This is a genomic window from Streptomyces sp. NPDC058653 (assembly GCF_042716895.1).
Lineage (GTDB): Bacteria > Actinomycetota > Actinomycetes > Streptomycetales > Streptomycetaceae > Streptomyces.
Map to the genome: position 1 here is coordinate 3398 of NZ_JBHXRM010000020.1, position 25055 is coordinate 28452.

General features: G+C 71.3%; 22 protein-coding genes. 8 read left to right on the forward strand and 14 right to left on the reverse strand.

Annotated elements, in window-relative coordinates:
• Window positions 1–152: 152 nt before the first annotated feature.
• Window positions 153–1307: an ABC transporter substrate-binding protein gene (locus tag ACFWU9_RS18590; RefSeq protein ID WP_384319798.1), complete on the reverse strand. Its 1155-nt coding sequence runs from the start codon at window positions 1305–1307 to the stop codon at window positions 153–155.
• Window positions 1308–1693: 386 nt separating this feature from the next.
• Between ACFWU9_RS18590 and ACFWU9_RS18595 the strand changes: the two genes are divergently transcribed.
• Both ACFWU9_RS18595 and ACFWU9_RS18600 read left to right on the forward strand, forming a co-directional pair.
• Window positions 1694–2461 (forward strand): GntR family transcriptional regulator, encoded by a 768-nt coding sequence (locus ACFWU9_RS18595; RefSeq protein WP_384319602.1) that lies wholly within the window; start codon window positions 1694–1696, stop codon window positions 2459–2461.
• 110 nt (window positions 2462–2571) lie between these two features.
• Entirely contained in the window at window positions 2572–3825 is a 1254-nt protein-coding gene (locus tag ACFWU9_RS18600) for an alpha/beta hydrolase family protein (RefSeq protein WP_384319604.1), read from the forward strand.
• A 70-nt stretch (window positions 3826–3895) separates the two neighbouring features.
• On the opposite strand, the gene dusB is transcribed toward ACFWU9_RS18600, so the two are convergent.
• Entirely contained in the window at window positions 3896–4966 is a 1071-nt protein-coding gene (gene dusB, locus ACFWU9_RS18605) for a tRNA dihydrouridine synthase DusB (RefSeq protein ID WP_384319800.1), read from the reverse strand.
• A gap of 170 nt (window positions 4967–5136) precedes the next feature.
• Here dusB and ACFWU9_RS18610 point away from each other — a divergent pair, with 170 nt between their 5' ends.
• Entirely contained in the window at window positions 5137–6651 is a 1515-nt protein-coding gene (locus tag ACFWU9_RS18610) for an MFS transporter (protein WP_384319606.1), read from the forward strand.
• An 18-nt stretch (window positions 6652–6669) separates the two neighbouring features.
• Here ACFWU9_RS18610 and ACFWU9_RS18615 read toward each other — a convergent pair whose 3' ends face one another.
• The gene (locus ACFWU9_RS18615; RefSeq protein WP_384319608.1) at window positions 6670–7524 is read right to left on the reverse strand and encodes a helix-turn-helix transcriptional regulator; all 855 of its coding nucleotides are present in this window, start codon (window positions 7522–7524) and stop codon (window positions 6670–6672) included.
• 101 nt (window positions 7525–7625) lie between these two features.
• On the opposite strand from ACFWU9_RS18615, the gene ACFWU9_RS18620 reads away from it, so the two are divergent.
• Window positions 7626–9098 (forward strand): MFS transporter, encoded by a 1473-nt coding sequence (locus ACFWU9_RS18620; RefSeq protein WP_384319610.1) that lies wholly within the window; start codon window positions 7626–7628, stop codon window positions 9096–9098.
• A gap of 85 nt (window positions 9099–9183) precedes the next feature.
• On the opposite strand, the gene ACFWU9_RS18625 is transcribed toward ACFWU9_RS18620, so the two are convergent.
• The 3 genes from ACFWU9_RS18625 to ACFWU9_RS18635 all read right to left on the reverse strand — a co-directional run bounded on the left by ACFWU9_RS18625 (window position 9184) and on the right by ACFWU9_RS18635 (window position 11368).
• Complete coding sequence (locus tag ACFWU9_RS18625) at window positions 9184–9444, reverse strand: DUF6243 family protein (protein WP_384319612.1); 261 nt, start codon at window positions 9442–9444, stop codon at window positions 9184–9186.
• 231 nt (window positions 9445–9675) lie between these two features.
• A complete protein-coding gene (locus tag ACFWU9_RS18630) occupies window positions 9676–9891 on the reverse strand; it encodes a hypothetical protein (protein WP_384319614.1) in 216 nt (71 codons plus the stop codon).
• A gap of 94 nt (window positions 9892–9985) precedes the next feature.
• Window positions 9986–11368 (reverse strand): glycine--tRNA ligase, encoded by a 1383-nt coding sequence (locus tag ACFWU9_RS18635; protein ID WP_384319616.1) that lies wholly within the window; start codon window positions 11366–11368, stop codon window positions 9986–9988.
• A 141-nt stretch (window positions 11369–11509) separates the two neighbouring features.
• Here ACFWU9_RS18635 and ACFWU9_RS18640 point away from each other — a divergent pair, with 141 nt between their 5' ends.
• From ACFWU9_RS18640 to ACFWU9_RS18655, 4 genes are all read left to right on the forward strand, one after another.
• On the forward strand, window positions 11510–12523 hold the full coding sequence (locus ACFWU9_RS18640) for a metal ABC transporter substrate-binding protein (protein ID WP_384319618.1): 1014 nt from the start codon (window positions 11510–11512) through the stop codon (window positions 12521–12523).
• A gap of 170 nt (window positions 12524–12693) precedes the next feature.
• On the forward strand, window positions 12694–13464 hold the full coding sequence (locus ACFWU9_RS18645; protein ID WP_384319802.1) for a metal ABC transporter ATP-binding protein: 771 nt from the start codon (window positions 12694–12696) through the stop codon (window positions 13462–13464).
• Between the two features lie 2 nt (window positions 13465–13466).
• Window positions 13467–14399, forward strand: coding sequence for a metal ABC transporter permease (locus ACFWU9_RS18650; protein WP_384319620.1), 933 nt, complete (start codon window positions 13467–13469; stop codon window positions 14397–14399).
• A gap of 58 nt (window positions 14400–14457) precedes the next feature.
• A complete protein-coding gene (locus ACFWU9_RS18655) occupies window positions 14458–14934 on the forward strand; it encodes a Fur family transcriptional regulator (protein WP_384319621.1) in 477 nt (158 codons plus the stop codon).
• A 43-nt stretch (window positions 14935–14977) separates the two neighbouring features.
• On the opposite strand, the gene ACFWU9_RS18660 is transcribed toward ACFWU9_RS18655, so the two are convergent.
• The 8 genes from ACFWU9_RS18660 to era form a co-directional block, all read right to left on the reverse strand.
• Window positions 14978–15856, reverse strand: a complete 879-nt coding sequence (locus tag ACFWU9_RS18660; RefSeq protein WP_384319623.1) for an isoprenyl transferase — start codon at window positions 15854–15856, stop codon at window positions 14978–14980.
• A 13-nt stretch (window positions 15857–15869) separates the two neighbouring features.
• A complete protein-coding gene (recO, locus tag ACFWU9_RS18665) occupies window positions 15870–16619 on the reverse strand; it encodes a DNA repair protein RecO (RefSeq protein ID WP_384319625.1) in 750 nt (249 codons plus the stop codon).
• Window positions 16620–16697: 78 nt separating this feature from the next.
• Entirely contained in the window at window positions 16698–17399 is a 702-nt protein-coding gene (locus ACFWU9_RS18670) for a response regulator (protein ID WP_384319627.1), read from the reverse strand.
• Window positions 17396–18745, reverse strand: a complete 1350-nt coding sequence (locus ACFWU9_RS18675) for a sensor histidine kinase (protein ID WP_384319629.1) — start codon at window positions 18743–18745, stop codon at window positions 17396–17398. The genes ACFWU9_RS18670 and ACFWU9_RS18675 overlap by 4 nt, the downstream gene beginning before the upstream one ends.
• Before the next feature lie 64 nt (window positions 18746–18809).
• Window positions 18810–20984 (reverse strand): MMPL family transporter, encoded by a 2175-nt coding sequence (locus ACFWU9_RS18680; RefSeq protein WP_384319631.1) that lies wholly within the window; start codon window positions 20982–20984, stop codon window positions 18810–18812.
• Window positions 20985–21158: 174 nt separating this feature from the next.
• Window positions 21159–21854: a TerB family tellurite resistance protein gene (locus tag ACFWU9_RS18685; RefSeq protein WP_384319633.1), complete on the reverse strand. Its 696-nt coding sequence runs from the start codon at window positions 21852–21854 to the stop codon at window positions 21159–21161.
• A 154-nt stretch (window positions 21855–22008) separates the two neighbouring features.
• Window positions 22009–23793, reverse strand: coding sequence for a 2-isopropylmalate synthase (gene leuA, locus ACFWU9_RS18690; RefSeq protein WP_384319635.1), 1785 nt, complete (start codon window positions 23791–23793; stop codon window positions 22009–22011).
• Window positions 23794–24050: 257 nt separating this feature from the next.
• Window positions 24051–25016: a GTPase Era gene (gene era, locus ACFWU9_RS18695; RefSeq protein ID WP_384319637.1), complete on the reverse strand. Its 966-nt coding sequence runs from the start codon at window positions 25014–25016 to the stop codon at window positions 24051–24053.
• Between the last annotated feature and the right edge of the window lie 39 nt (window positions 25017–25055).

Genomic DNA, 25055 nt, shown 5'->3' on the forward strand with positions numbered 1-25055 from the left:
GGGGCGGTTCGCGCTCCCCCCCGCGCTGCTCGCCGCCGGCGCGGGGGGGGGGGGGGCCCGGCGGGGGGGGGGCCCCCCCCCCCGCGGGGGGGCGCGCCGGCCCCCCCCCCCGGGGGAGGGGGTGCCCGGGGAGGGCGCGGCGGACAGGGCCATCAGGAGACGGCCTTGTCCCAGTTCTCGGCGAGTACGGCCTTGACGCTGTCGAGGTCGGCCGCCTCGGGGAACGTCGGGTCGCCCTGGACCTCGGGCAGCTTGGTCACGAAGGTCTTGTCGACGGTGCCGTCCTCGGTCATCGAGGGCAGCAGGACGGGCCTGGCGTACCCCTTCAGGAAGAGGTTCTGGCCCTCGGCGCTGTACAGGTACTCCATCCACAGGCGGGCGGCGGCCGGGTGCGGCGCGTCCTTGTTGATGGCCTGCGAGTAGTACTGGGCGTACACACCGTCGGTCGGTACGGCGACCTGCCAGTCGACGCCCTTGCCCTTGAACTGGTCGGCGTAGCCGGCGTTCAGATAGTCCCAGTCGATCGAGATGGGCGTCTCGCCCTTCTGGACCGTGGCCGGGGTGGACTCGACGGGGATGAAGTTGCCGCTCTTCTTCAGCTTGCCGAAGTAGTCGATGCCGGGCTGGATGTCGGTGAAGCCGCCCTTGTTGGCGAGCGACGCCGCGTACACACCGCCGAAGGCCGAACCGGACTTGTTCGGGTTGCCGTTGAGCGCGACCTTGCCCTTGTACTCGGGCTTGAGGAGATCCGCGAAGGTGGTGGGGCAGGTCTTGACGCGCGAGGCGTCGCAGCCGATCGAGATGTACCCGCCGTAGTCGTTGTACCAGAGGCCGTTCGGGTCCTTCTGGGCGGCGGGGATCTTGTCGAAGGACGCCACCTTGTACGGGGCGAAGAGCCCTTCGGCGGCGCCGCTGCGGTCGAAGGGGATGCCGAGGTCGACGACGTCGGGGGCGCGGTCCTGGCCCTTGCGGGACTTGATGGCGTTGATCTCGTCGGCGCTGGCGGCGTCCGGCGTCTCGACCTCCACCTCGACCTTGTACTTCGCCTCGAAGGACTTGATGATCTCGCCGTAGTTCGCCCAGTCCGGCGGCAGGGCGATCGCGTTGAGCGTGCCCTCCTTCTCGGCCGCGGCGACGAGGTCGTCCAGGGAGCCGAAGTCCGCGACGGACGCGGCGGCGCCCGCCTTCACACCGCCGGCCGTGTCGGCGTCGGCGGACGTGTCGGACTTGGCGCCGCAGGCGGTGAGCGTGGTGAGTGCGGCGGTACTGAGCGCGAGGGCGGCGACGAGCCGGCCGTTCGCACGCATGCGTATACGGGTCACGCGGGGACTCCCGGAAGCGATGAGGGTGGAGGTAAGGACTCAACTTGTTCATACAAGCTGGGATCAGTTCGCCCGGTGCGGATGACCGGTGGATGAACGGACGATGGCCGTTCCGGCACGGCCCGTGGAAGACGAAAACACCCACAAAGCACCTGATCGGCACAGGATTTCAGGAGGGTGGAGAGCGAACGCGCGGGAACGGGTACGGTGCCTGGAGGCATCCGCGTACAGGCGTACGTGTGCACAGCCGGTCCGGCTGACCGACCGGACCGGAACGACAGGCACGACGGGGTACGACGGCAGGGCGGGCACAGGGCATGGCGGCAGCACCGACACCGATCGGCACCGGTCGTCCCGGGGGGAGCAACGGCGTGGGAAATCCGGCGGGTTCGCGCTATCTGGAGATCGCGGAGGCGCTGCGGCAGTCGATCCTCGACGGGGAGTATCCGATCGGCGCGCGTCTGCCGTCCGAGAGCGATCTCGCGGCCCAGTGGTCCGCCTCGCGCGGCACGGTCCGCCAGGCGGTGGGACTCCTGGCGTCCGAGGGCCTGATCGGCTCACGCCAGGGGGCGCGCCGGGTCGTTCTGCGCCAGGAGCGGCGGCACAGCTTCCAGCAGCTCAACAGCTTCGCGCAGTGGGCGCGGGCGATGGGCAGCGAGGTCGCCAGCCGCATCCTGACCCGTACGACCCGCCTCGCCACCGCAGAGGAGACGGCCCGCCTCGGCATCGCCCCCGGCAGCGAGGTCCTCGACGTCCTGCGGCTGCGCCACCTCGACGGCGAACCGGTCCTCGTCGAGCGCACCGCGTACACGGACTGGGTGGCCCCCGCCGTCCGGGCCCTGCCCGAGGACTGTGTGTCGATCATGGACAGCATCGCGGCGGAGGCGGGCATAGTCGCCCACTACGGCGAGCATCTGATCGACGCGCTCGCGGCGGGCAGCGAGGACGCCCGGCTGCTCCAGGTCCGCAGGGGCAGCCCGCTGCTCCGTCAGCGCTATCTCACGTACACGGCGGCGGGCCGCCCCATCGAGTGGACCGACGACCGCTACCGGGCGGGCACCGTCGCCTTCAGCGTCTCCAACTCGGCTGCCGCGGCCCCGCTTGAGCGCCACGCGGCGCCGGGGGTCGCCGGCCGTTGACCGGACCTTCGGCGGTGTCGGCGCCGGAAGGTGAGGGGCGCCGAAAGGCGGGGGCGGCGGTCGACTTTCGTCCGTACGGCGGGGGCCGGCGCCTGCCTAGGCTGTCGGCCATGAACCGAACTCGCCGCAGAGCGGCCGCAGTTGTCCTCGCCCTCGTCCTTCCGCTGTGCGCCTCCACCCTCGCCCGGGCGGCCCCGTCGGCCACGGCGGTGCCCGCCCCCGACCGGGCGGCCCCGTCGGCCACGGCGGTGCCCGCCCCCGACCGGGCGGCCACCGCGCTCCAGATCCCGCGCCCCACCGGCCCGTTCGCGGTCGGGCGGGACATTCGCCATCTCGTCGACGACGAGCGCCGCGACCCGTGGGTACCCACCGCCGGCGCGCGCGAGCTGATGGTGTCGATGTACTACCCGGCCCGCCGGGACGGCTCCGGCACCCGCGCCCCGTATCTGACCGCGGCGGAGGCCCAGGCGCTCCTGAAGAGCCAGCAGCTCGAAGGCGTCGTCGACGTGGAACGGGTCACCGGCACACGGACCAACGCGCGCACCGGCGCACGCCCCGTCGACGGCACGCACCCGCTGGTGGTGCTCTCCCCCGGCTTCAGCCTCACCCGGGGAACCCTCACCACCCTCTCGGAGGAACTCGCCTCCCGCGGCCATGTGGTGGCCCTGCTGGACCACGCCTACGAGTCGTTCGGCACCAGCTTCCCCGGCGGGCGCACCCTCACCTGCGTGGCGTGCGACACGGTCGAGGCGGCCCCGACGGACGAGGCCTCACGCGAGCGGCTGGCCAGGGCCGCCGCCGACCGGGCTGCCGACATCTCCTTCGTCGTCGACGAACTGACCGAGCGCCCGGCCCCCGGAAAGCGCGCCTTCTGGCGGCACGCGGCGATGATCGACCCTCGGCGCGTCGGCGCGGCGGGCCACTCGCTCGGCGGCAACGCCTCCGCGCACGCCATGACCGTCGACCGCCGTATCCGCGCGGGTGTGAACATGGACGGCACGTTCTTCCAGCCGGTCCCCGCCACCGGCCTCGACGGGCGCCCCTTCCTGATGCTCGGCACGCTCGAAGGCCACGCCCCCACCAGTACGGACACCACCTGGCCCACCACCTGGGCCGCCCTGGACGGCTGGAAGCGCTGGCTCACGGTCCGCGACTCGGGCCACTTCACCTTCATCGATCTGCCGGTCCTCGCCGCCCAGCTCGGCATCACCGATCCCACGGCCCCGCTCCCCGGCGACCGCTCGGGCGAGATCACCACGTCGTACGTGGGCGCCTTCTTCGACCAGGAGCTGCGGGGCGTCCACCAGCCCCTGCTGGACGGCCCGTCGGCGGCCGACCCCGAGGTCACGTTCCAGAACCCCTGACCGGCCCCTCGTACGCCGGACCCGGCCGGGGCGAGCGCGCCGGCCGGGTCCACGGCGCGCGCCGGCGGGCTCAGCCGCCGGAGGTGTCCAGTTCCGCCTCCGCGCCGATGCCCGCGCAGTCGTACGGGTCCTTCAGCCAGCCGTCCGGGAGGACCACGCGGTTGTTGCCCGACGTCCGCCCGCGCGGGCCGTCAGCGCCGTCCGGCCACGGCTGGTCCAGGTCCAACTCGCCCAGCAGCGAGTCCAGTTCGGCGAGCGACGAGGTGATCGCGAGCTTCTTGCGCATCTCGGAGCCGACCGAGAAGCCCTTCAGGTACCAGGCCACATGCTTACGGAAGTCGATCACCCCGCGCGCCTCGTCGCCGATCCACTCCCCCAGCAGTTCCGCGTGCCGGCGCATGACCCCGGCCACCTCGCGCAGCGCCGGCCGGGCAAGCTCCCCCGTCCCTTCGAAGGCCGCGACCAGATCGCCGAAGAGCCAGGGCCGGCCGAGACAGCCGCGGCCCACGACCACTCCGTCGCACCCGGTCTCGCGGACCATCCGCAGGGCGTCGTCCGCCGACCAGATGTCGCCGTTGCCGAGGACGGGGATCTCCGGGACATGCTCCTTGAGGCGCGCGACGGCGTCCCAGTCGGCCGTGCCGCCGTAGTGCTGGGCGGCCGTCCTGCCGTGCAGGGCGATCGCCGTCACGCCCTCCTCGACGGCGATCCGGCCCGCGTCCAGATAGGTGAGGTGATCGTCGTCGATGCCCTTGCGCATCTTCATGGTGACCGGCAGGTCCCCGGCGTTGGACACGGCCTCGTGCAGGATCGCGCGCAGCAGGGGCCGCTTGTACGGGAGCGCCGAGCCGCCGCCCTTACGGGTGACCTTGGGGACGGGGCAGCCGAAGTTCAGGTCGATGTGGTCGGCCAGGCCCTCGTCCGCGATCATGCGGACGGCCTTGCCGACGGTGACCGGGTCGACGCCGTACAGCTGGATCGAGCGCGGTGTCTCGGTCGCGTCGAAGCGGATGAGCTGCATCGTCTTCTCGTTGCGCTCGACCAGCGCCCGCGTGGTGATCATCTCGCTGACGAAGAGCCCCTTGCCGCCCGAGAACTCCCGGCACAGCGTCCGGAACGGCGCGTTGGTGATCCCGGCCATCGGCGCGAGCACCACGGGCGGGCGCACGGTGTACGGGCCGACGGCAAGAGACTGGGGGCCGACGGCGAGGGGGCCGGGGCGGGCCGGGGACGGGGCGAGCGGAGCGGTCATCCGTCCATTGTCGCGCATGGCGCGGGAGGGCCGTCGGGCGCCGGACTTACCATCGCCCCATGCCCCTCCCCCGCCCCGCGTCGTGGTCGAAACCGTCCGAGGAGTCCGTGGAGGAGTTCGGTCCCCGCCGCCGCAAGGTGATCCTGGGGACCTGCTGCATGAGTCTGCTGATCGTCAGCCTCGACGCCACGGTGCTCAATGTCGCGCTGCCGTCGATGCAGCGGGACCTGGACACCACGGTCGCCGGCCTCCAGTGGACCCTGGACGCGTACACCCTGGTCATCGCCTCGTTGCTGATGCTCGCGGGTTCCACTGCCGACCGGGTCGGCAGACGGCGGGTCTTCAAGACCGGTCTGGTGATCTTCACGCTCGGCTCGCTGCTGTGCTCGCTCGCGCCGAATCTGGAGTCGCTGGTCGCGTTCCGGGCGCTTCAGGCGATCGGCGGTTCGATGCTCAACCCGGTCGCGCTGTCCATCGTCACCAACACGTTCACCGATCCCCGGGAGCGTGCCCGGGCGATCGGGATCTGGGGCGGGGTCTTCGGTATCTCGATGGCGGCCGGGCCGCTCATCGGCGGGCTGCTGGTGGAGACGATCAGCTGGCGCGCGATCTTCCTGATCAATGTGCCGATCGGGATCGCGGCGTACCTGCTGACCTGGCGGTACGTCCCCGAGTCACGCGCGGCCAAGCCGCGCCGCCCCGACCCGGTCGGCCAACTGCTGGTCATGGCCACCCTCGGCACCCTGACGTACGCGATCATCGAGGCGCCGGCGGCCGGCTGGACGTCACCGCTGATCCTGAGCGCCATCGGGGTCACGGTGTGCTCGCTGACGGGGCTGCTGCTGTACGAGCCGAGGCGCGCCGAGCCGCTGATCGATCTGCGCTTCTTCCGCAGCGCGCCCTTCAGCGGGGCGACGGTCATCGCGGTGTGCGCGTTCGCGGCCCTCGGCGGCTTCCTGTTCATGAACACGCTCTACCTCCAGAACGTGCGGGACCTCTCCGCGCTGGGCGCCGGTCTCTACATCCTGCCGATGGCCGCGCTCGTCCTCGTCTGCGCTCCGCTGTCGGGCCGGCTCGTGGGCTCGTACGGGGCGCGTGTACCACTGCTGATCGCGGGCCCGGCCCTCACGGTGAGCGGACTGCTCTTCGCGGTCTTCGAGGCGGAGACACATCTGGGCTCGCTGTTCGTCGGATACGTGCTGTTCGGCATCGGGTTCGGGATGGTGAACGCCCCGATCACCAACACGGCGGTGGCCGGGATGCCGCTGGCCCAGTCGGGAGTGGCCGCCGCCGTCGCGTCGACCAGCCGGCAGATCGGGCAGACGCTGGGCGTCGCCGTCATCGGGGCGGTGCTCGCGGCGGGCGCGGCGTCGCCCACGCGGCGCGGCGCGGTCGACCAGGCGGGTTTCGTCGTCGCGAGCCGGCCCGCGTGGTGGATCATCACCGGGCTCGGTGTGGGCGTGCTGGTGATCGGCGCGCTGACGAGCGGGGAGTGGGCACGGGGTACGGCGCGCCGGAACGCGCGACGGCTGGAACCGGCGTCGGAGCCCGGCTCGCCGGACTCCGGAAGCTGACCCGGCCCGCCGACGCGGTCAGCCGCGCGCGTGCGTCAGCTGGTGAAGCCGTTCCAGCCGCTCGCGGGACACCTCGTCGGCGGGCACGTAGGAGACCAGACGGCTGCCCGCGCCCGGGCTCAGCCAGAGGTTGGTGTGCTCCAGACTCAGCTCGCCCACACTCGCGTTGACGAACCGCTTCGTCCTGGAGCCCATGGCGACCACCTCGTGCCGCTCCCAGATCTCGCGGAACTCGGGCGACGCCGCCCGCAGCCGCGCGAGCAGCGCCTTCCAGGCGGGCTCCGCCAGATGCTCCGCCATGTCGGCGCGGAAACGGGCCGCCATCAGCCGGACGGTCTCCGCGCGATTGCCGAGGGAGGACTGCCACTGTTCATTGGTGAAGGCCAGCCAGAGGCAGTTGCGGTCCTCCGGCGGCAGCGAGTCGAGGTCGCAGAGCATCGTGCTGTACGTGCGGTTGTACGCCAGGATGTCGTAGCGCCCGTTCTGTACGCACGCGGGGAACGGGTCCAGCCGCTCCAGCATCAGCCGCACGGCGGGGGTGATGGTGGGGCAGGGCGTTCCGGGGGCCGGGTCGACGGCGCCCGCCAGCGCGAACAGATGGGAGCGCTCGCTGGGGTCGAGGAGCAGCGCGCGGGCCAGCGCGTCGATCACCTGGGCGGAGACCTGGATGTCGCGGGCCTGCTCCAGCCACGTGTACCAGGTGACGCCGACGGCGGACAGATGCGCGACCTCCTCGCGGCGCAGGCCCGGGGTCCGGCGGCGGCTGCCGCGCGGGAGCCCGACCTGCTCGGGGACGATGCGCTCGCGCCTGCTGCGGAGGAAGCCCGCGAGCTCGTGCCGTCGGATGTCCGGTTCGCGGACCACAGTGGTCATGGAGTCAGTCTCTCCTTCACCTCAGCCCATTACCAGGTACTTCCGCTACCAGGATAAAGAGACTCTGGTACCAGGCTGCGCGCTGAACGATCGTCGACGGGGTGAGTAGAACATCCGCACCTCTCTCCACACCCGCCTCGACCTCCTCCCCCGCGACGGCGGCGCCCACCACGGCCGCCGTCCACGACCACGGCTCCGTGCTGGGCCCGCTCGGGCTGTTCACCGTGCTTCTGGGCGCCGCGCTCCCGCTGATCGACTTCTTCATCGTGAACGTCGCCCTGCCCACCATCGAGCACGACCTGAACGCGGGCCCCGCCCTGCTGGAGCTGGTGGTCGCCGGCTACGGCCTCGCGTACGCCGTCCTGCTCGTCCTCGGCGGACGGCTCGGCGACATGTTCGGCCGCCGGCGCCTCTTCATGGCGGGCATGGCCGCCTTCGGACTCACCTCGCTCGCCTGCGGCCTCTCGCCCGACGCCTGGACACTGGTCGGCGCCCGCGTCGCCCAGGGCGCCGCCGCCGCGCTGATGCTGCCGCAGGTGCTGGCCACCATCCAGTCGGCGACGTCGGGACACCGCCGGGCGAAGGCGCTGAGCCTGTACGGCGCCACCGCCGGGCTCTCCATGGTCGTCGGCCAGATACTCGGCGGTGTGCTGGTGGCCGCCGACATCGCGGGCAGCGGCTGGCGTGCGATCTTCCTGGTGAACGTGCCGATCGCCCTCGCGGGGCTCCTGCTCGCCCTCCGTACGATGCCCGAGACCCGCTCCCAGCGCCCCGCGCCCATCGACGTACCGGGCACCGTGCTGCTCGCCGTCGCGCTGATGACGCTCCTCGCTCCGCTCACGGAGGGCCGGGCGGCCGGCTGGCCGGCCTGGACCTGGGTGTCGCTGGCCGCCTTCCCCGTCGCCGCGCTCGCGTTCCTCGCCGTGGAGCGGCGGGCCGACCGGCAGGGCCGTACGCCACTGGTGCCGCCGAGCCTGTTCGCGCTCGTCTCGCTGCGCCGGGGGCTCGCGCTCGTGCTGCCGTTCTCGATCGGTTTCGGCGGCTTCATGTTCGTCATCGCGATCGCCATGCAGCAGGGGCTGCGGATGAGCGCCGTCACCTCGGGAGTGGCGCTGGTGCCGTGCGCGGTGGCGTTCTTCTTCGCCACGCTGGCCGGGCCCCGGCTGGTACGGCGGTACGGCAGCCTCGTCGTGACGGTGGGCGCGGTGCTCCAGGCGGTCGGTATCGGGCTGCTGGCGTTCACGGTCTGGCGGGACTGGCCGTCGCTCGGGACGCTCGCGCTGCTGCCCGGCACCGCGATCGCGGGATTCGGCCAGGGCCTCCAACTGCCGGTCATCTTCCGGATCGTGCTCTCCGAGGTACCCCCGGAGCGGGCGGGTGTGGGCGGCGGCGTGATGATCACGACCCAGCAGTCCGCGCTGGCGCTCGGGGTGGCGACGCTCGGCTCGCTCTTCCTGAGTCTGACGGAGAGCTCCGGGATGGGCACGGCCCTGACCGTCACGCTGCTGGTGCAGCTGGCGGCGATCGTGGCGACCGGGCTGCTCAGTCTGCGGCTGCCGCGTGAGGTGAGGTGACGGACGCGGCGACGGCCCGGACCACCGAGGTGGTCCGGGCCGTCGTCGTGATGTATCAGTCGGAAGTGCCGGTCAGGACGGCCGGTCAGGACTGGGCGGCGGGCCCTTCGGCCGAGCCGGCCGTGTCCGTCGAGTCGGTGGCGCCGGCGCCGTTCGCGGTGTCTTCCCCGGACTCCGGCTCCGTACCGGTCGCCCGCTCGCGCATCTTGCGCACGAGCTCCTGCTTCTTGTCCTCGGCGACCTTGCGGTCGGCGTTCCGGGTGGGGCCGTTGCCCTGCTGGTCGGCGCGGGACAGCTTCTTTCGCTGTCCGCCCACGCCGAGAAGGTTGTTCCGGCTTTTTGCCACGGGTTCTCCCGAATTGGTGAAGGCGAAGTGATCTGCGGATGCGTCTGGTGAGAGGCGGACCGTGACCGCCGCGTTCTCACTCGTAGATCTGGAAGAACATGCCCGAGACGCTACCACCGGGCGGGTGGCGCCCGTCACCTCATTTCCGCCGGCCCGGCACCGGCCCGGCACGGGCACCGCGCCGCCCGGCCCCGGCCCGGCGACCGCTTCCGGCCGGCTCCGCGACCGTCCTCAGCCGTTGCCGGTCACCGTCGGATCCACCGTCGCCTGGTGCGCCTCGCCGAGATGTTCCTCCGCCTTGAGCCACGGCAGGAACTGCGCGTTCTTGCTCCAGCCGCAGGTGTCGCAGGTCAACTCCCGCTGGATGCCCGCCTTCTGGACATGGACGACATGCTCGCGGCCGTGCTGGTCCCATCGGCTTACTTTGCTGCTGGTCGTGGGCGGCATGGGTGCCTCCTGTTGACGAATGCGGCCACAGAGCAGTGTGCGACGAAGCCCCCGGCTCCGTCACGGAACCGGGGGCTTCGAGCCACGACCGTAATCAGCAGCCGAGCAGCCGCTCACCCAGGTACCCCTGGATCTGGCTCAGCGAGACGCGCTCCTGCTTCATGGTGTCGCGCTCGCGCACGGTCACCGCGTCGTCGTCGAGGGTGTCGAAGTCGACGGTGACGCAGAACGGCGTACCGATCTCGTCCTGCCTGCGGTAGCGGCGGCCGATCGCGCCCGCGTCGTCGAACTCGATGTTCCAGTTCTTCCTCAGGTCCGCCGAGAGCCCCTTCGCCTTCGGCGACAGCTGCGGGTTGCGCGACAGCGGCAGCACCGCGACCTTGACCGGCGCCAGCCGCGGGTCGAGCCGCATCACCGTGCGCTTCTCCAGCACACCCTTCGCGTTGGGCGCCTCGTCCTCGTTGTACGCGTCGAGGAGGAAGGCCAGCATCGCGCGGCCGACACCGGCGGCGGGCTCGATGACGTACGGGGTCCAGCGCTCACCGGCCTCCTGGTCGAAGTACGACAGGTCGTGGCCGGACGCCTTGGAGTGCGCGTTGAGGTCGTAGTCGGTGCGGTTCGCGACACCTTCGAGCTCGCCCCACTCGGAGCCGCCGAAGCTGAACCGGTACTCGATGTCCGCCGTGCGCTTGGAGTAGTGGGAGAGCTTCTCCTTCGGGTGCTCGAACCAGCGCATGTTCTCCTCACGCAGGCCCAGGTCCCGGTACCAGTTCCAGCGCTGCTCCATCCAGTAGTCCTGCCACGTCTCGTCCTCGCCGGGCTTGACGAAGAACTCCATCTCCATCTGCTCGAACTCACGGGTGCGGAAGATGAAGTTGCCGGGCGTGATCTCGTTACGGAAGGACTTGCCCATCTGCGCGATGCCGAACGGCGGCTTCTTGCGCGATGTCTGCTGCACCTGGGCGAAGTTGGTGAAGATGCCCTGCGCGGTCTCGGGACGCAGATAGGCGACCGAGCCGGAGTCCTGCGTCGGGCCGAGATGCGTGGAGAGCAGACCGGAGAAGGACTTGGGCTCCGTGAAGGTGCCCTTGTTGCCGCAGTTGGGGCAGTTGATGTCCTTCAGGCCGTTGGCCGGCGGCTTGCCGTGCTTCTCCTCGTACGCCTCCTCCAGGTGGTCGGCGCGGTAGCGCTTGTGACAGGAGGTGCACTCGGTCAGCGGGTCGGTGAACGTGGCGACATGGCCCGAGGCCACCCAGACCTCGGGAGCCAGGATCACCGACGAGTCGAGACCGACAACGTCCTCGCGCGAAGTGACCATGTAACGCCACCACTGGCGTTTGATGTTCTCCTTCAGCTCGACCCCGAGCGGCCCGTAGTCCCAGGCGGCACGCTGACCGCCGTAGATCTCGCTGCATGGGTAGACGAAGCCACGGCGCTTGCTCAGGTTGACGATGCTGTCGATCTTGTCGGCGGCCACGGTGCTCTCTTCATTACGACGGCGAACGGCGAATGCCTCAGATTAGCGGCGGGCGCACCCCCTGTATCAAATCGGTATCCCGAGGTGGCGCTCACCACCTCTTGTTGACAATCGTTTCCACTTTTGTTGAAAATGACTGTCATGAACATACGACGCCTGATACCCACCGCCGCGCTGGCCGGCTCCGTCACCCTCGGCCTGGTCGCGCTCTCCGCGTGCTCCCCGTCCGACGCGTCCGACGGCGCCGGCGGAGCCGCCGAGAAGAGCGGCGACAAGCTCGCGGTGGTCGCGTCGTTCTACCCCATGCAGTATCTGGCCGAGGAGATAGGCGGGTCCCACGTCGACGTCTCCACCCTCACCAAGCCCGGTGTCGAGCCGCACGAGCTGGAGCTGGGGACCCGGCAGGCCGCGCAGCTCGGCGAGGCCGACTACATCCTCTATCTCAAGGGCATCCAGCCCGCCGTCGACGAGGCGATCACCGCCGCGGGGGTGCCGAACACCGTCGACGCCGCCTCGCTCACCACGCTGGAGAAGCACGGCTCGGAGGTCGGCCACGACCACGGGGACGAGCACGGCGAGGAGCACGGCGGTGAGGAGCACGCGGAGGAGGACCACGCCCACGAGGGCGAGGCCGGTACCGACCCGCACATCTGGCTCGATCCCGTGAAGTACGCGGAGGTCGCCAAGGGCGTCGGCGCCTCGCTGGAGAGGGCGGACCCGGACAACGCCGCCGCGTACCGGAAGAACACCACCGACCTGGTCGAGCGGCTCACCACCCTCGACTCCGCCTTCGCGCAGGGTCTCGCCGGCACCTCCACGAAGACCTTCATCACCACGCACTCGGCCTTCGGCTATCTCGCCGAGCGCTACGGTCTCACGCAGGAGTCCATCGCGGGCCTCTCCCCCGAGTCCGACCCCAGCCCCGCGCGGATCAAGGAGCTGAGGTCCATCGCGGCCAGGGAGAAGGTGGGCACGGTCTTCTTCGAGACGCTCGTCAGTGACAAGACGGCGAAGACCGTCGCCGCCGACAGCGGTCTGAAGACCGATGTCCTGGACCCCGTCGAGGGAATCACGGAGAAGTCGAAGGGCGCTGACTACGTCGAGGTCATGAAGTCCAACCTCGCCGCGCTGGAGAAAGCCCTCGGCGCGAAGTGAACCAGCCGACCGGAGCAACGGAGGTACGGGAGATGGCGACGACGCAGACCGGACAGGCGGAACCGGCCGCGAGGCAGGCGCCGAAGGAGGCGGTGAGGGAGGCCGGGAGCGCGCCGGAGAGCCCCCCGGCCGACGGCCCCACACCCTCCCCCGCGCCCGCGCCCACCGTCATGTCGCTGCGCGGCGCCACCGCCACGCTCGGCTCCCGACCCGTCCTGCGCGGTGTCGACCTCTCGCTGCGGCGCGGCGAGGTCGTCGCGCTGCTCGGCGCCAACGGCTCCGGCAAGTCCACCGCCGTACGCTCCGTGATCGGCCAAGTCCCCCTCACCGGCGGCGAGGTGACTCTCTTCGGCACCCCGCTGCGGCGTTTCCGCGACTGGTCGCGCGTGGGCTACGTGCCCCAGCGCACCACGGCCGCGAGCGGCGTACCGGCCACCGTCCGCGAGGTCGTGGCCTCGGGGCGGCTCTCCCGTACGGGCCTGCTGCGCTGGCCCACCAAGGCCGACCGGGCCGCCGTCCAGCGCGTCATCGAGCTGGTCGGTCTCGCTGACCGGGCGAAGGACGCGGTCGGCGCGCTCTCCGGCGGCCAGCACCAGCGGGTCCTCATCGCGCGCGCCCTCGCCGCCGAACCCGAACTGCTGATCATGGACGAGCCGATGGCGGGCGTCGATCTCACCAGCCAGGAGATCCTCGCGGCCACGCTGCGTGAGCAGGTGGCGGCCGGGACGACCGTCCTGCTCGTCCTGCACGAACTGGGCCACCTGGAGCCGCTGATCGACCGCGCGGTGGTGCTGCGCGACGGCCGCGTGATCCACGACGGCCCACCGCCCAAGGCGGTGGGGCACCACGCGCCGCCCGGCCAGGAGCCCGATCCTCTGACCAATCAGGGCTGCCACCCGCACGCGGACGGCGAGCCCCTCCGTACAGGACTGCTGACCTGATCATGGAAATCCTCGAAACCGCCCTCATGCAGCGGGCCCTGATCGCGGCCGTACTGGTCGGCGTCATCGCGCCCGCCGTCGGCATCTACCTCGTCCAGCGCCGCCAGGCCCTGATGGGCGACGGCATCGGCCATGTCGCCATGACCGGGGTCGGCCTGGGCTTCCTGCTCTCCACCAGCCCGGTGTGGATGGCGACCGTCGTGGCGATCATCGGCTCCATCGCGATGGAGCTGATCAGGGCGTACGGCCGTACGCGCGGCGACATCGCGCTGGCCATGCTCTTCTACGGCGGTATGGCGGGCGGCGTCCTGCTGATCAATCTCTCGCCGACCGGCTCCAACGCCAACCTCAGCTCCTATCTCTTCGGCTCCCTCTCCACCGTCTCCGAGGCCGACCTGGACGCCATCTGGGTCCTGGCGGCGCTGGTCGTGCTGGTGACGGTGGGGCTGCGGCGGCAGCTGTTCGCCGTCAGCCAGGACGAGGAGTTCGCACGGGTCACCGGGCTGCCGGTGCGCGCCCTGAACCTGCTCGTCGCGGTCACGGCGGCGGTGACCGTCACCGTCGCGATGCGCGTCGTGGGCCTGCTGCTCGTCAGCGCGCTGATGGTGGTGCCGGTGGCCGCCGCGCAGCAGATCACCCGGTCCTTCGCCGTCACCTTCGTCCTGTCGGTGGTGATCGGCACGGCGGTCACGCTGGCCGGCACGGTCACGTCGTACTACCAGGACGTACCGCCCGGCGCGACCATCGTGCTGCTGGCCATCGGCGTCTTCCTCGTCCTGACCGTGCTCGCGACACCACTGGCGAGACGGCGGGCACGGGCGTCGCGGTCGGCGGAGGACGGACACCCCGTGACGCAAGGACCGGCCGGAGCGCCGGAGCCGGAGAGTCCGCCGGTTCCCGCCATGCGGGGGCCGTCGGACGAGGCCACGGCCTGACACGAACTGGCAGAATGACCCGACAGAGCGATTCCGGGCAGAAGTATTGGAGGCACCCGTGACGACTGCGCCTGGCGGTGGGGCGAGCGCCGCCCCCGTACGCGGCCGATCGACCCGGCAGCGTGCCGCGGTGGCCGCCGCGCTGGACGAGGTGGACGAGTTCCGCAGCGCGCAGGAGCTTCACGACATGTTGAAGCACCGGGGCGACTCGGTCGGTCTGACGACGGTCTACCGCACGCTCCAGTCGCTGGCCGACGCGGGCGATGTCGACGTACTGCGCACGAACGACGGGGAGTCCGTCTACCGGCGCTGCTCGACCGGTGATCACCACCACCATCTGGTCTGCCGGGTCTGCGGCAAGGCCGTCGAGGTCGAGGGACCGGCCGTCGAGCAGTGGGCCGAGACGATCGCGGCCGAGCACGGCTTCGTCGCGGTGGCCCACACGGTGGAGGTCTTCGGCACGTGCGCGGAGTGCGCCTCGGGGAACGGTCCCGGGGCGGCGGCCCCCGCCGGTCAGGACGTCTCCGACCGCTGACCGGAGCGGGTCGGCCCGTGAGGCCGCCCCGCCCCGGAACCTCCTACACGCCCTCGCTCCCGTCCCTGCCCGCGCCCTCGCCCGGGTGGTCCTTCTCGCTCAGCTCGCCCGACTTGTCCTGGTCGTTGGGCAGCGCGCCGCCGAAGCGGCGGTCGCGATGGGCGAATTCCAGACAGGCCCGCCACAGGTCCCGCCGGTCGAAGTCCGGCCACAGCACGTCCTGGAAGACCATCTCCGCGTAACTGCTCTGCCAGATCAGATAGTTGGACGTGCGCTGCTCACCGCTCGGCCGCAGGAAGAGATCCACGTCCGGCATGTCCGGGTAGTACAGATATTTCGCGAAGGTCTTCTCGTTGACCTTGGACGGGTCGAGCTTGCCCGCCGCCACGTCCGCCGCCAGCGCCCGCGCCGCGTCGGCGATCTCCGCGCGCCCGCCGTAGTTGACGCAGAAGTAGAGCGTCATGGCGTCGTTGTCCACGGTCTGCTCCTGTGCGACCTGGAGCTCCTGGACGACCGACTTCCACATCTTGGGCATCCGGCCGACCCAGCGGATCCTGATGCCGAGCTCGTTCATCTCGTCACGGCGGCGCCGGATGACATCGCGGTTGAAGTTCATGAGGAAGCGCACCTCGTCGGGCGTGCGCTTCCAGTTCTCGGTGGAGAAGGCGTACAGGGAGAGGTTCTTGACGCCCATCTCCAGGCAGCCCTTGAGCACGTCCAGCACGACGCCCTCGCCGACCTTGTGGCCCTCGGTGCGCGGCAGACCGCGCTCCTTGGCCCAGCGGCCGTTGCCGTCCATCACACACGCGACGTGCTTGGGCACCAGCTCGCCGGGGATCTTCGGCGGGACCGCACCGGAGGGGTGCGGCTCGGGGACCTTGTACTCGCGGCGGGGCCGGCCCAGGATTCCGCGTCGTGCCATGCGCTCGTGTCTCCTAATTCTTCTCTACATATCTGAGTGAGCGCAGACCGCGCTCCAGATGCCAGTGCAGATACGCGGACACCAGCCCGCTGCCCTCCCGGACATGACGAGCCTCGCACGCGTCCGCCGTCCCCCAGTCACCGGTCAGCAGCGCGCTGAGCAGACCGACCGCCTCCGGTGAGGGTACGACGCTGCCGGGCACCCGGCACTCGGCGCATATGACGCCGCCCGCCGCGACCGAGAAGAACCGGTTCGGCCCGTCGAGACCGCACTTGGCGCAGTCGTCGAAGCTCGGCGCGTAACCGTTGACCGCGAGGGAGCGCAGCAGGAAGGCGTCGAGGATCAGATGCGGGGCGTGCTCACCGCGCGAGAGCGTGCGCAGCCCGCCGACGAGGAGCAGATACTGCTGGACCGCCGGTTCGCCCTCGTGGTCGGTGAACCGCTCGGCGGTCTCCAGCATGGCCGTACCGGCCGTGTAGCGGGGGTAGTCGGTGACGATGGCGCCGCCGAACGGGGCGATGGTCTCGCTCTGCGTACAGAGCGGCAGCCCGCGTCCGACGAGTTCGCTGCCGCGTGCGAAGAACTGCACGTCGACGTGGGAGAACGGTTCGAGCCTGGCGCCGAACTTGGACTTCGTACGGCGGACTCCGCGCGCGACGGCCCGGACCCGGCCGTGGCCACGGGTGAGGAACGTGATGATGCGGTCCGCCTCACCCAGCTTCTGGGTGCGCAGCACGATGCCGTCGTCGCGGAACAGGCTCATGGGCGCCATTCTCCCGTACGGGGAGGCCGGCGGGTCCCCCGCCCCGGTTCTCCCCCGGGGGACCGTTCGCCGGGGCCCTCAGCCGGCGTCGGCGCCGGCCGTCCGGTCGTCGCGCGGTGTGACCAGCCCCGACTCGTAGGCGATGATCACGAGCTGCGCCCGGTCCCGGGCCCGGAGTTTGCCCATGATGCGGCTCACATGTGTCTTGGCGGTCAGCGGGCTGAGGCCGAGCGACTCCGCGATCTCGGCGTTGGTGAGGCCGCGCGCGACCAGGGCGAGCACCTGCCGCTCGCGGACGGAGAGACAGTCGGGGCCGCCGGCCGTCAGCGTCTCCGGGATCCGGCTGCGGGCGCTGAGTACGCGGGCGATCAGCCGCGCCGTCGGGCCCGGGGAGAGCAGGGAGTCGCCGGCCGCGACCGTCCTGATGGCGGTGAGGAGTTCGGCGGGCCGGGTGTCCTTCACGAGGAAGCCGGACGCGCCGGCGCGCAGCGCCTCCACGACGTGGTCGTCGGTGTCGTACGTGGTGAGGACGAGCACCTTGACGCCGGCGAGGTCGTCGTCGGCGGCGATCAGCCGGGTGGCCTCGATCCCGTCGGTGTCGGGCATCCGGATGTCCATGACGACGAGGTCGGCGCGGGCGGAGCGGGCCAGCTCGACGGCCTCCCTGCCGGTCCCGGCCTGGCCCACGACCTCCATGTCGGGTGCGGACTCGACGAGCATCGCGAAGGCGGCCCTGACGAGGCGCTGGTCGTCGGCGAGCAGGACACGGATCACGCTCATGCGAGGGACTCCCGTCGGGCGGTGGCGGCGGCGCCCCGGGTGGGTTCCGCGGACTTCGTGAGCCGCACGGGCTCCTTGTCGGGCCGGTCCTCCGCCACCCGCTCGCCGCGCTCCCGCAGCGGCAGGACGGCCGACACCCGGAACCCGTCGTCGTACGGTCCCGCTTCGAGCGTGCCGCCGACGCTGCGGGCCCGCTCGCGCATGCCGACGATGCCGTAGCCGGGGTCGGCGGGCACCGCCCTGCCGCCGGGTGTGCCCCCGTTGTCGGTCACGGTGACGCGCAGGGCCCCGTCCGAGGTCTCGACGCGGACCCGCACCCGCGGCGTGGGGCCCGCGTGCCGTACGGCGTTGGTGAGCGACTCCTGCACGATCCGGTACGCCGCCGCCTCGGCCACCGGGGGCACCCGTACGCCCTCCACCCGCACCGTGAGCTCCGCCTCCGCGCCCGCCGTCCGCGCGGACTCCACGAGGCCTTCGAGCGCCGCCAGATCGGGCAGGGCCCCTCCCCAGGCGCCCTCCTCGTCGCCCGTGCCGTTGGCGCGCAGCACCTCCAGCGTGGTGCGCAGTTCGGAGCGCGCGTCGCGGCAGGTCTCCGAGATGCCGTCGAGCGCCTGGGAGATGGCGGCCCGGTCCAGCCGGTCGGGGTCGACGGCCAGGACGTGCGAGGCCACCGACGTCTGGACACCGATGAGCGTGATGCTGTGGGCCAGCAGGTCGTGCAGATCGCGGGCGATCCGCAGACGCTCCTCCGCGACCCGGCGGGCGGCCTCCTCCTCCCGGGTCCGCTCCGCGCGTTCGGCCCGTTCCACGACCGCCGCGATGTATTTGCGGTAGACGCGTACGTCCATGCCGATGACGACGACCGCGATGATCCAGCCCGACGTCCGGAGCATCTTGAGGCCCAGGTCGACGTCGACGGCGAACATCACGGTGAGCGTGAGACAGACCATGCCCACACCGATCAGCGCGGCACGCATCGGCGGGGTGGTGACGGAGACGGTGTAGAGGGCGACCATCATGGCCGGTGTGGTGGCCGCGTGCGAGTAGTCCAGCGCGTGGTACGGGGCGACGAGGGCCACCATCACCAGCAGGACGGCCACCGGGTGGCGCCGCCGCAGTGCCAGGAGACCGGAGACGGCGGCGAGTATCGCCCAGCCGACGGCGTCGAGTGCCAGGCCGTCGTCGGGCACGACGAAGGCGAGCACCGCGCCCAGCACGCCGACGGCGCCGCTGACCACCACGTCCGTACGCAGTTGGTGCGGCGCGTCGAGCGGGTCGCGGTTGAGCACGGCGAAGACGCGCTCGGTGCGGCGTCCTCTGGCGGGGGTCTCTGACACGGGACTCATCCTCTCTCGTCGCACTCCGGCGCGGTACGGCCTCCGCTCCCGGAGCCGTACCGCACCGGTCGGTTCACGCCTCTCGGGCGCCGGTGCCCACCGACTCCCGCTCGCGGTCGCCCCGTTCCCCCTCGGGGCGCGGCGCGGCCGGCGGCCGGGAGAGCGCCCCCGGCCACCAGACCTTGCGGCCGAGCAGCACGCTCGCGCTGGTCACCAGATACGTCCGCACCAGGAAGGTGTCCAGCAGGACGCCCACGGCGACAAGGACACCCATCTCCGCGAGCGGGACCAGCGGCAGGGAGGCGAGGACGGCGAACGTCGCGGCGAGCACGATGCCGGCCGACGCGATCACCCCGCCGGTGCTGCGCAGCGCGCTCAGCGCGGCCTGCTCGGGCTCGGCCCCCTTCAGGGCCTCCTCGCGCATGCGGTGCATCAGGAAGATGCCGTAGTCGACGCCGAGGGCGACGAGGAAGACGAACGAGAGCAGCGGAAGCCCCGGATCGATCCCCTCGAAGCCGAGCAGCGGCTCGAAGACCAGTCCGCCGATGCCCATCGCGGCGCCCCACACGACCACGACGGCGACCACCAGCATCAGGGGCGCCACCAGGCTGCGGAGCAGGGCGATCAGGATCAGCAGGACGGCGAGGACGACGAGCGGGATGACGAGCATCCCGTCCCTCGCGCTGGTGTCGGCGAGGTCGAGCTGCTGGGCGCTGGGGCCGCCGACGTACGCCCGGTCGTCCGTCCGCTCGTGGAGGGTGGTGCGCAGCCGTTCGATGGTGGCGGTCTCGCCCGCCGACTCGGGCTCGTCCTCGGCGAAGACGGCGATCTCGGTCCAGCCGCCGCCGCTGCGGCCCCGCTGGGCGTCGGCGACACCCTCGACCGTACGGACGGTGTCCAGCGCCGCGTCGGCCCGGCCGGTCGGCGCCATGACGCTGATGGGCTGGGCGCTCTGCTCCGGGTAGGCCTCGGTCAGCCGCTGCATGGCGGTGACGGACTCGGGCCGGTCGATGAAGCTGTCGTCCTGCTTCAGGGTGCCGGGCAGATTGAGGATGCCGACGGCGAGGGCGCCGAGCAGCACCAGTCCGGTGCCGAGCACGGCGACCGGTCTGCGGGCGGCCGAGGTGCCCATGGCGGCGAAGAAGGAGCGGCGGCGCTTGACCTCGCTGCCGTAGGCGGGGATCAGCGGCCAGAAGACGCGCCGGCCGAGCAGCACCAGGACGGCGGGAAGCAGCGTGAGCATCGCGACGAGCGCGCACACGACCCCGATGGCGGCGATCGGTCCCATACCGCTGCTGCTGTTGAGGTCGGCGACCAGGAGGCACAGGAGACCGGCCGCCACCGTGCCGGACGAGGCGAGGACGGCGGGGCCGCAGCCGCGCAGCGCGGTGCGCATGGCGTCGTACGGCCGGGGGAACCGGCGCAGCTCCTCGCGGTAGCGCGAGACGAGCAGCAGGGCGTAGTCGGTGCCGGCGCCGAAGACGAGCACGGTCATGATCGCCGCGCTCTGGCTGGTGACGGTGGTGTCGAAGCCCTCCACCAGGCCGTAGACGACGGCCCGGGAGCTGATGGCGGCGACGCCGACCACGACCAGCGGGACGATCCAGAGGAAGGGGCTGCGGTAGGTGAGGATCAGCAGGAACGCGACGACAAGGACGGTCGCGATCATCAGGGTGCCGTCGATGGACTCGAAGACGGACTCCATGTCGTTCTGGAGCGCGCCCGCTCCGCCGACCTCGATGTCGAGCCCCTCGGCCGCCTCGGACCCGCTGCTGCCGCCGCCCGCCCCGCTCCCGCCGGCGTCGGTCGTGGCGACGGCCCGTACCTCCTCCACGAAGGCCTTCCGCGCCTCTTCCTTGTCCGCGCCCGGCTCGGCGGACGCGGCGCTCGCGATCGGGTACATCAGGGTCGTGCCGTCCTTCGACGGGACGCCCTCGGGCGGGGCGGTGAGTCGCTGCTCGGTGGCGATCCGGGCGAGCTGCTCGCCGGCGGTCGCGCGGTCGGCGGCGGTGAGCCCGCCGTCGCGGTGGTAGACGACGATCAGATCGGTCGTCTCGCCGCCGGGCAGCTTCGCCCGGACCTTCTCCACATGGGTGGAGTCGGCGCTCGCCGGAAGATAGTCGACGGCGCCGTCGCGCTGGACGTCGGCGAGTCTCCCGGCGAACATGGCGGCCACGGCGATCACGATCACCCACAGCCCGACCACCGCCCAGGGCAGCAGACGTCTGCGTTCGTTCTCGGCCCCCATCGCGGGCCCCCCTTCTGCACTGCCGGTCAGAGTCTGGTCCCAGCCTCGGGCCGTGCGGGGGCGGAATCGTCGCGCGTGAGGGCGAGATGGGGGTTACTGCCGGGGGTGACGGGGGCGCCCCGCTACTCCCGGGGGAGTACCGCCGGGGAAGCATCCGGCGGTGGGCTCGCCGGATCAGGGAGAGGGCGTACGGGCCGATTCGAGCAGCCGGGCCGTGTCGTCGGCGCACAGCTGCAACGCGCCGCCGACGGTGGAGAGCACGTCGCGCTCCGCCGCGCTGTAGGGCCCGTCCGCGAGGGCGATCCGGGCGGCCTGGAGCAGGATCGACTCCCGGCCCGCCGCGGCGAGGTGCGGGGCCAGCGGCTCCAGCGCCTCGTGCAGCTCGATGGCGAGCGCCGCGCCGCAGGGTCCCGGGTCGAGCAGGAAGCGCCCGGTGTCGGCGGCCAGCGCGTCCACCAGCTCCGTGAGCTGCTCCTCGGTGCAGTCCTCGATCCCGGCGGCCCTGACCGTGCCGACGGCGGTCTCCCGCACCGTACGGGAGGAGGTGCCGCCCGCGGCGAGGACGGCGAGCGCCACCGTGTGCACGGCGTCGCGGAGCATCGCGGAGAAGCGGACGGTGGTGGGGTGGTCGAGGATGTCGGTGCCGAAGTGGCCGTGGCAGGCCGCGCATTCGACGACCGGGCCGGCCTCGCCGCGGGGCACCAGCGGAACGCCGAGGACGGTGAAGCGGCGACGGCCGGTGCGCCGGCGGTAGTTGCGGTCGCCCCCGCAGTCGGGACAGAAGAACTCCCCGTCCCCGATGGTGTTCCACGCGGTCGTGATGCCGCAGATGCGCAGTTTCCTGCCGTTCGGTCCCTGGCCTGGCAGCACGTCGCGCACCTCCGTAACGCTTCGGCAACTTTGCCGCATTGACGTGATGTTAACCACAGCAACGACGCGGCGTCATTACCCCGGCGTCAGGTCGCCACGACATGGCCGAACCCCGCCCACCGCGATCGGTGGACGGGGCCCGTAAACGCTGAGGTCAGCGCGGTGCGCGATTGACCGCGGAGACGACGGCCTTCAGCGAGGCGCGTGTGGTGTTGGCGTCAATACCGATACCCCACAGCACCTTTCCGTCGATGGCGCACTCGATGTACGAGGCGGCCTGCGCGCTCGCGCCCTCGCTCATCGTGTGCTCCGAGTAGTCCAGCAGCCGGGCGTCGATCCCGACGGCGGCCAGCGCGGCGAAGAAGGCCGAAATCGGTCCGTTGCCGGTGCCGGTCAGCACGGTCTCCACGCCGTCCACGACCGCCTCGACGGTGAGGGTGTCGGAGCCGTCCTTCTCGGTGGTGGTCTGGCCGGAACGCAGCTGGATCCGGCCCCAACGGGCGCCCGGCTCCTCCGCGTTGGGCAGGTACTCGTCCTGGAAGACCGACCAGATCGCCTTGGGGGTGACCTCGCCGCCCTCGCTGTCGGTCTTCGCCTGGATGATCCGCGAGAACTCGATCTGCATCCGGCGGGGCAGGTCCAGCTTGTGCTCGTTCTTCAGGACGTAGGCGATGCCGCCCTTGCCGGACTGGGAGTTGACCCGGATGACCGCCTCGTACGAACGGCCCACGTCCTTGGGGTCGATCGGCAGATACGGCACGGCCCACTCGATGTCGTCGACCGTCCTGCCCTGCGCGGCGGCGTCGGCCTCCATCGCGTCGAAGCCCTTCTTGATGGCGTCCTGGTGGGAGCCGGAGAAGGCGGTGTAGACGAGGTCGCCCACGTAGGGGTGGCGCGGGTGGATCTCCATCTGGTTGCAGTACTCGCTGGTGCGGCGGATCTCGTCGATCTGCGAGAAGTCGATCTGCGGGTCGACACCCTGGGAGAACAGGTTCATACCGAGGGTCACCAGGTCGACGTTGCCGGTGCGCTCGCCCTGGCCGAAGAGACAGCCCTCGATCCGGTCGGCCCCGGCCATGATCGCCAGCTCGGCGGCGGCGACGGCGGTGCCGCGGTCATTGTGCGGGTGGACGGAGAGGCACACGTACTCACGGCGGGACAGGTTCCGCGACATCCACTCGAAACGGTCGGCGTGCGTCGAGGGCGTGGACCGCTCGACGGTGGCCGGCAGGTTGAGAATGATCTCGCGGCCCTCCTCGGGCTGCCAGACGTCCATGACGCCCTCGCAGACCTCCAGGGCGAAGTCCAGCTCGGTGTCGGTGAAGATCTCCGGGCTGTACTGGTAGCCGAAGACCGTCTCCGGGCCCAGGATCTTCTCCGCGTACTCGGAGACCAGCCGCGTACCGTCCACGGCGATCTGCCGCACCTGCTCGCGGGTGCCGCGGAAGACGACGCGGCGGAAGGTGGGGGCGGTGGCGTTGTACAGGTGGACGGTGGCGCGGTGGGCGCCGACGAGCGACTGGACGGTGCGCTCGATCAGCTCTTCCCTGGCCTGGGTGAGGACGGAGATGGTCACGTCCTCGGGGATCGCGCCGTCCTCGATGATCGACCGTACGAAGGCGAAGTCGGTCTCGCCGGAGGACGGGAAGCCGACCTCGATCTCCTTGTAGCCCATGCGTACCAGCAGGTCGAACATCTCGCGCTTGCGCGCGGGCGACATGGGGTCGATCAGGGCCTGGTTGCCGTCGCGCAGGTCGGTGGAGAGCCAGCGGGGCGCCTGGGTGATGCGGTTGTCCGGCCAGGTGCGGTCGGGGATGTCCACGGCCTCGTAGCGGCCGTACTTGTGGATCGGCATCCCGGACGGCTGCTGCGTGTGCGTCGCGTTGGTGAGCGGGGTGGGACGGCCGACGGCCGGTCCGGTGACAGCGGGGTCAGACATTGCGTAGGGCTCCTCGGGTGTCCGCTGGGCGGCCGACGGGGCGGGAAAACCGCATCACCAGACTCCGCGGGGAGGGGGTCGGCCTACGACTGGGGACCCTCGCCGCGGCAGCTAAGGAGAAGCAGCCCGAAACGCATGATGCTGCGCAGCGTAGCCGAGCCGGGTGTTCCGCGCGGGGCTGTATCAGTATGCGGGATCGCGGGAGGTATGGTCCAAACCCGGTCCAAAGCCTCGTTCCGAGGGATGCGGCGGCGCTTCTAGAAGCCGAGTTTGCGCAGCTGCTTCGGATCGCGCTGCCAGTCCTTGGCGACCTTGACGTGCAGATCGAGGAAGACCGGGGTGCCCAGCAGCGCCTCGATGTGCTTGCGGGACTTGGTCCCGACCTCCTTGAGCCGCTTGCCCTTGGGGCCGATGATGATCCCCTTCTGGCTCGGCCGCTCGATGTAGACGTTCGCGTGGATGTCCAGCAGCGGCTTGTCGGCCGGCCGGTCCTCGCGCGGCAGCATCTCCTCGACGACGACCGCGATCGAGTGCGGCAGCTCGTCCCGTACGCCTTCGAGCGCGGCCTCGCGGATCAGCTCGGCCACCATGACCATCTCGGGCTCGTCGGTGAGGTCGCCCTCCGGGTAGAGCGGGGGGCTCGTCGGGAGCAGCGGGACGAGAAGGTCGGCGACGAGCTCGACCTGGTCACCGCTGACGGCCGAGACGGGGATGATCTCCGCCCACTCGAAGCCGAGCTCCTTGCCGAGCTGGTCGATCGCGATCAGCTGCTCGGCGAGGACCCGGGAGTCGACGAGGTCGGTCTTGGTGACGAGCGCGACCTTCGGCGTCTTCCTGATCCCGGCGAGCTCCTTGGCGATGAAGCGGTCGCCGGGGCCGAGCTTCTGGTCGGCGGGCACACAGAAACCGATGACGTCGACCTCGGCCCAGGTGGTCCGCACCACATCGTTGAGCCGCTCGCCGAGCAGCGTGCGCGGCTTGTGGAGACCGGGGGTGTCGACCAGGATCAGCTGCGCCTCGGGCCGGTGCACGATGCCGCGCACCGTGTGGCGCGTGGTCTGCGGCCTGCTGGAGGTGATCGCCACCTTCTGGCCGACCAGAGCGTTCGTGAGGGTGGACTTGCCCGCGTTGGGGCGACCGACGAAACAGGCGAAACCGGCCCGGTGGGGGGCTTCGATCGGTTCGGCGGAAGTCTCGGGAGACGTAGGGGTACGAGCGCTCATGGCGCCCATTCTCCCCGATCGCCCCGCCCCCGCCGACCA

Coding starts and splice junctions, on each gene's coding strand:
- ACFWU9_RS18590 (WP_384319798.1), bottom strand. CDS start 1,307: ATGCGTGCGAACGGCCGGCTCGTCGCCGCCCTCGCGCTCAGTACCGCC.
- ACFWU9_RS18600 (WP_384319604.1), top strand. CDS start 2,572: ATGAACCGAACTCGCCGCAGAGCGGCCGCAGTTGTCCTCGCCCTCGTC.
- dusB (WP_384319800.1), bottom strand. CDS start 4,966: ATGGCCGGGATCACCAACGCGCCGTTCCGGACGCTGTGCCGGGAGTTC.
- ACFWU9_RS18610 (WP_384319606.1), top strand. CDS start 5,137: ATGCCCCTCCCCCGCCCCGCGTCGTGGTCGAAACCGTCCGAGGAGTCC.
- ACFWU9_RS18615 (WP_384319608.1), bottom strand. CDS start 7,524: ATGACCACTGTGGTCCGCGAACCGGACATCCGACGGCACGAGCTCGCG.
- ACFWU9_RS18630 (WP_384319614.1), bottom strand. CDS start 9,891: ATGCCGCCCACGACCAGCAGCAAAGTAAGCCGATGGGACCAGCACGGC.
- ACFWU9_RS18640 (WP_384319618.1), top strand. CDS start 11,510: ATGAACATACGACGCCTGATACCCACCGCCGCGCTGGCCGGCTCCGTC.
- ACFWU9_RS18645 (WP_384319802.1), top strand. CDS start 12,694: ATGTCGCTGCGCGGCGCCACCGCCACGCTCGGCTCCCGACCCGTCCTG.
- ACFWU9_RS18650 (WP_384319620.1), top strand. CDS start 13,467: ATGGAAATCCTCGAAACCGCCCTCATGCAGCGGGCCCTGATCGCGGCC.
- ACFWU9_RS18660 (WP_384319623.1), bottom strand. CDS start 15,856: ATGGCACGACGCGGAATCCTGGGCCGGCCCCGCCGCGAGTACAAGGTC.
- recO (WP_384319625.1), bottom strand. CDS start 16,619: ATGAGCCTGTTCCGCGACGACGGCATCGTGCTGCGCACCCAGAAGCTG.
- ACFWU9_RS18670 (WP_384319627.1), bottom strand. CDS start 17,399: ATGAGCGTGATCCGTGTCCTGCTCGCCGACGACCAGCGCCTCGTCAGG.
- ACFWU9_RS18675 (WP_384319629.1), bottom strand. CDS start 18,745: ATGAGTCCCGTGTCAGAGACCCCCGCCAGAGGACGCCGCACCGAGCGC.
- ACFWU9_RS18680 (WP_384319631.1), bottom strand. CDS start 20,984: ATGGGGGCCGAGAACGAACGCAGACGTCTGCTGCCCTGGGCGGTGGTC.
- leuA (WP_384319635.1), bottom strand. CDS start 23,793: ATGTCTGACCCCGCTGTCACCGGACCGGCCGTCGGCCGTCCCACCCCG.
- era (WP_384319637.1), bottom strand. CDS start 25,016: ATGAGCGCTCGTACCCCTACGTCTCCCGAGACTTCCGCCGAACCGATC.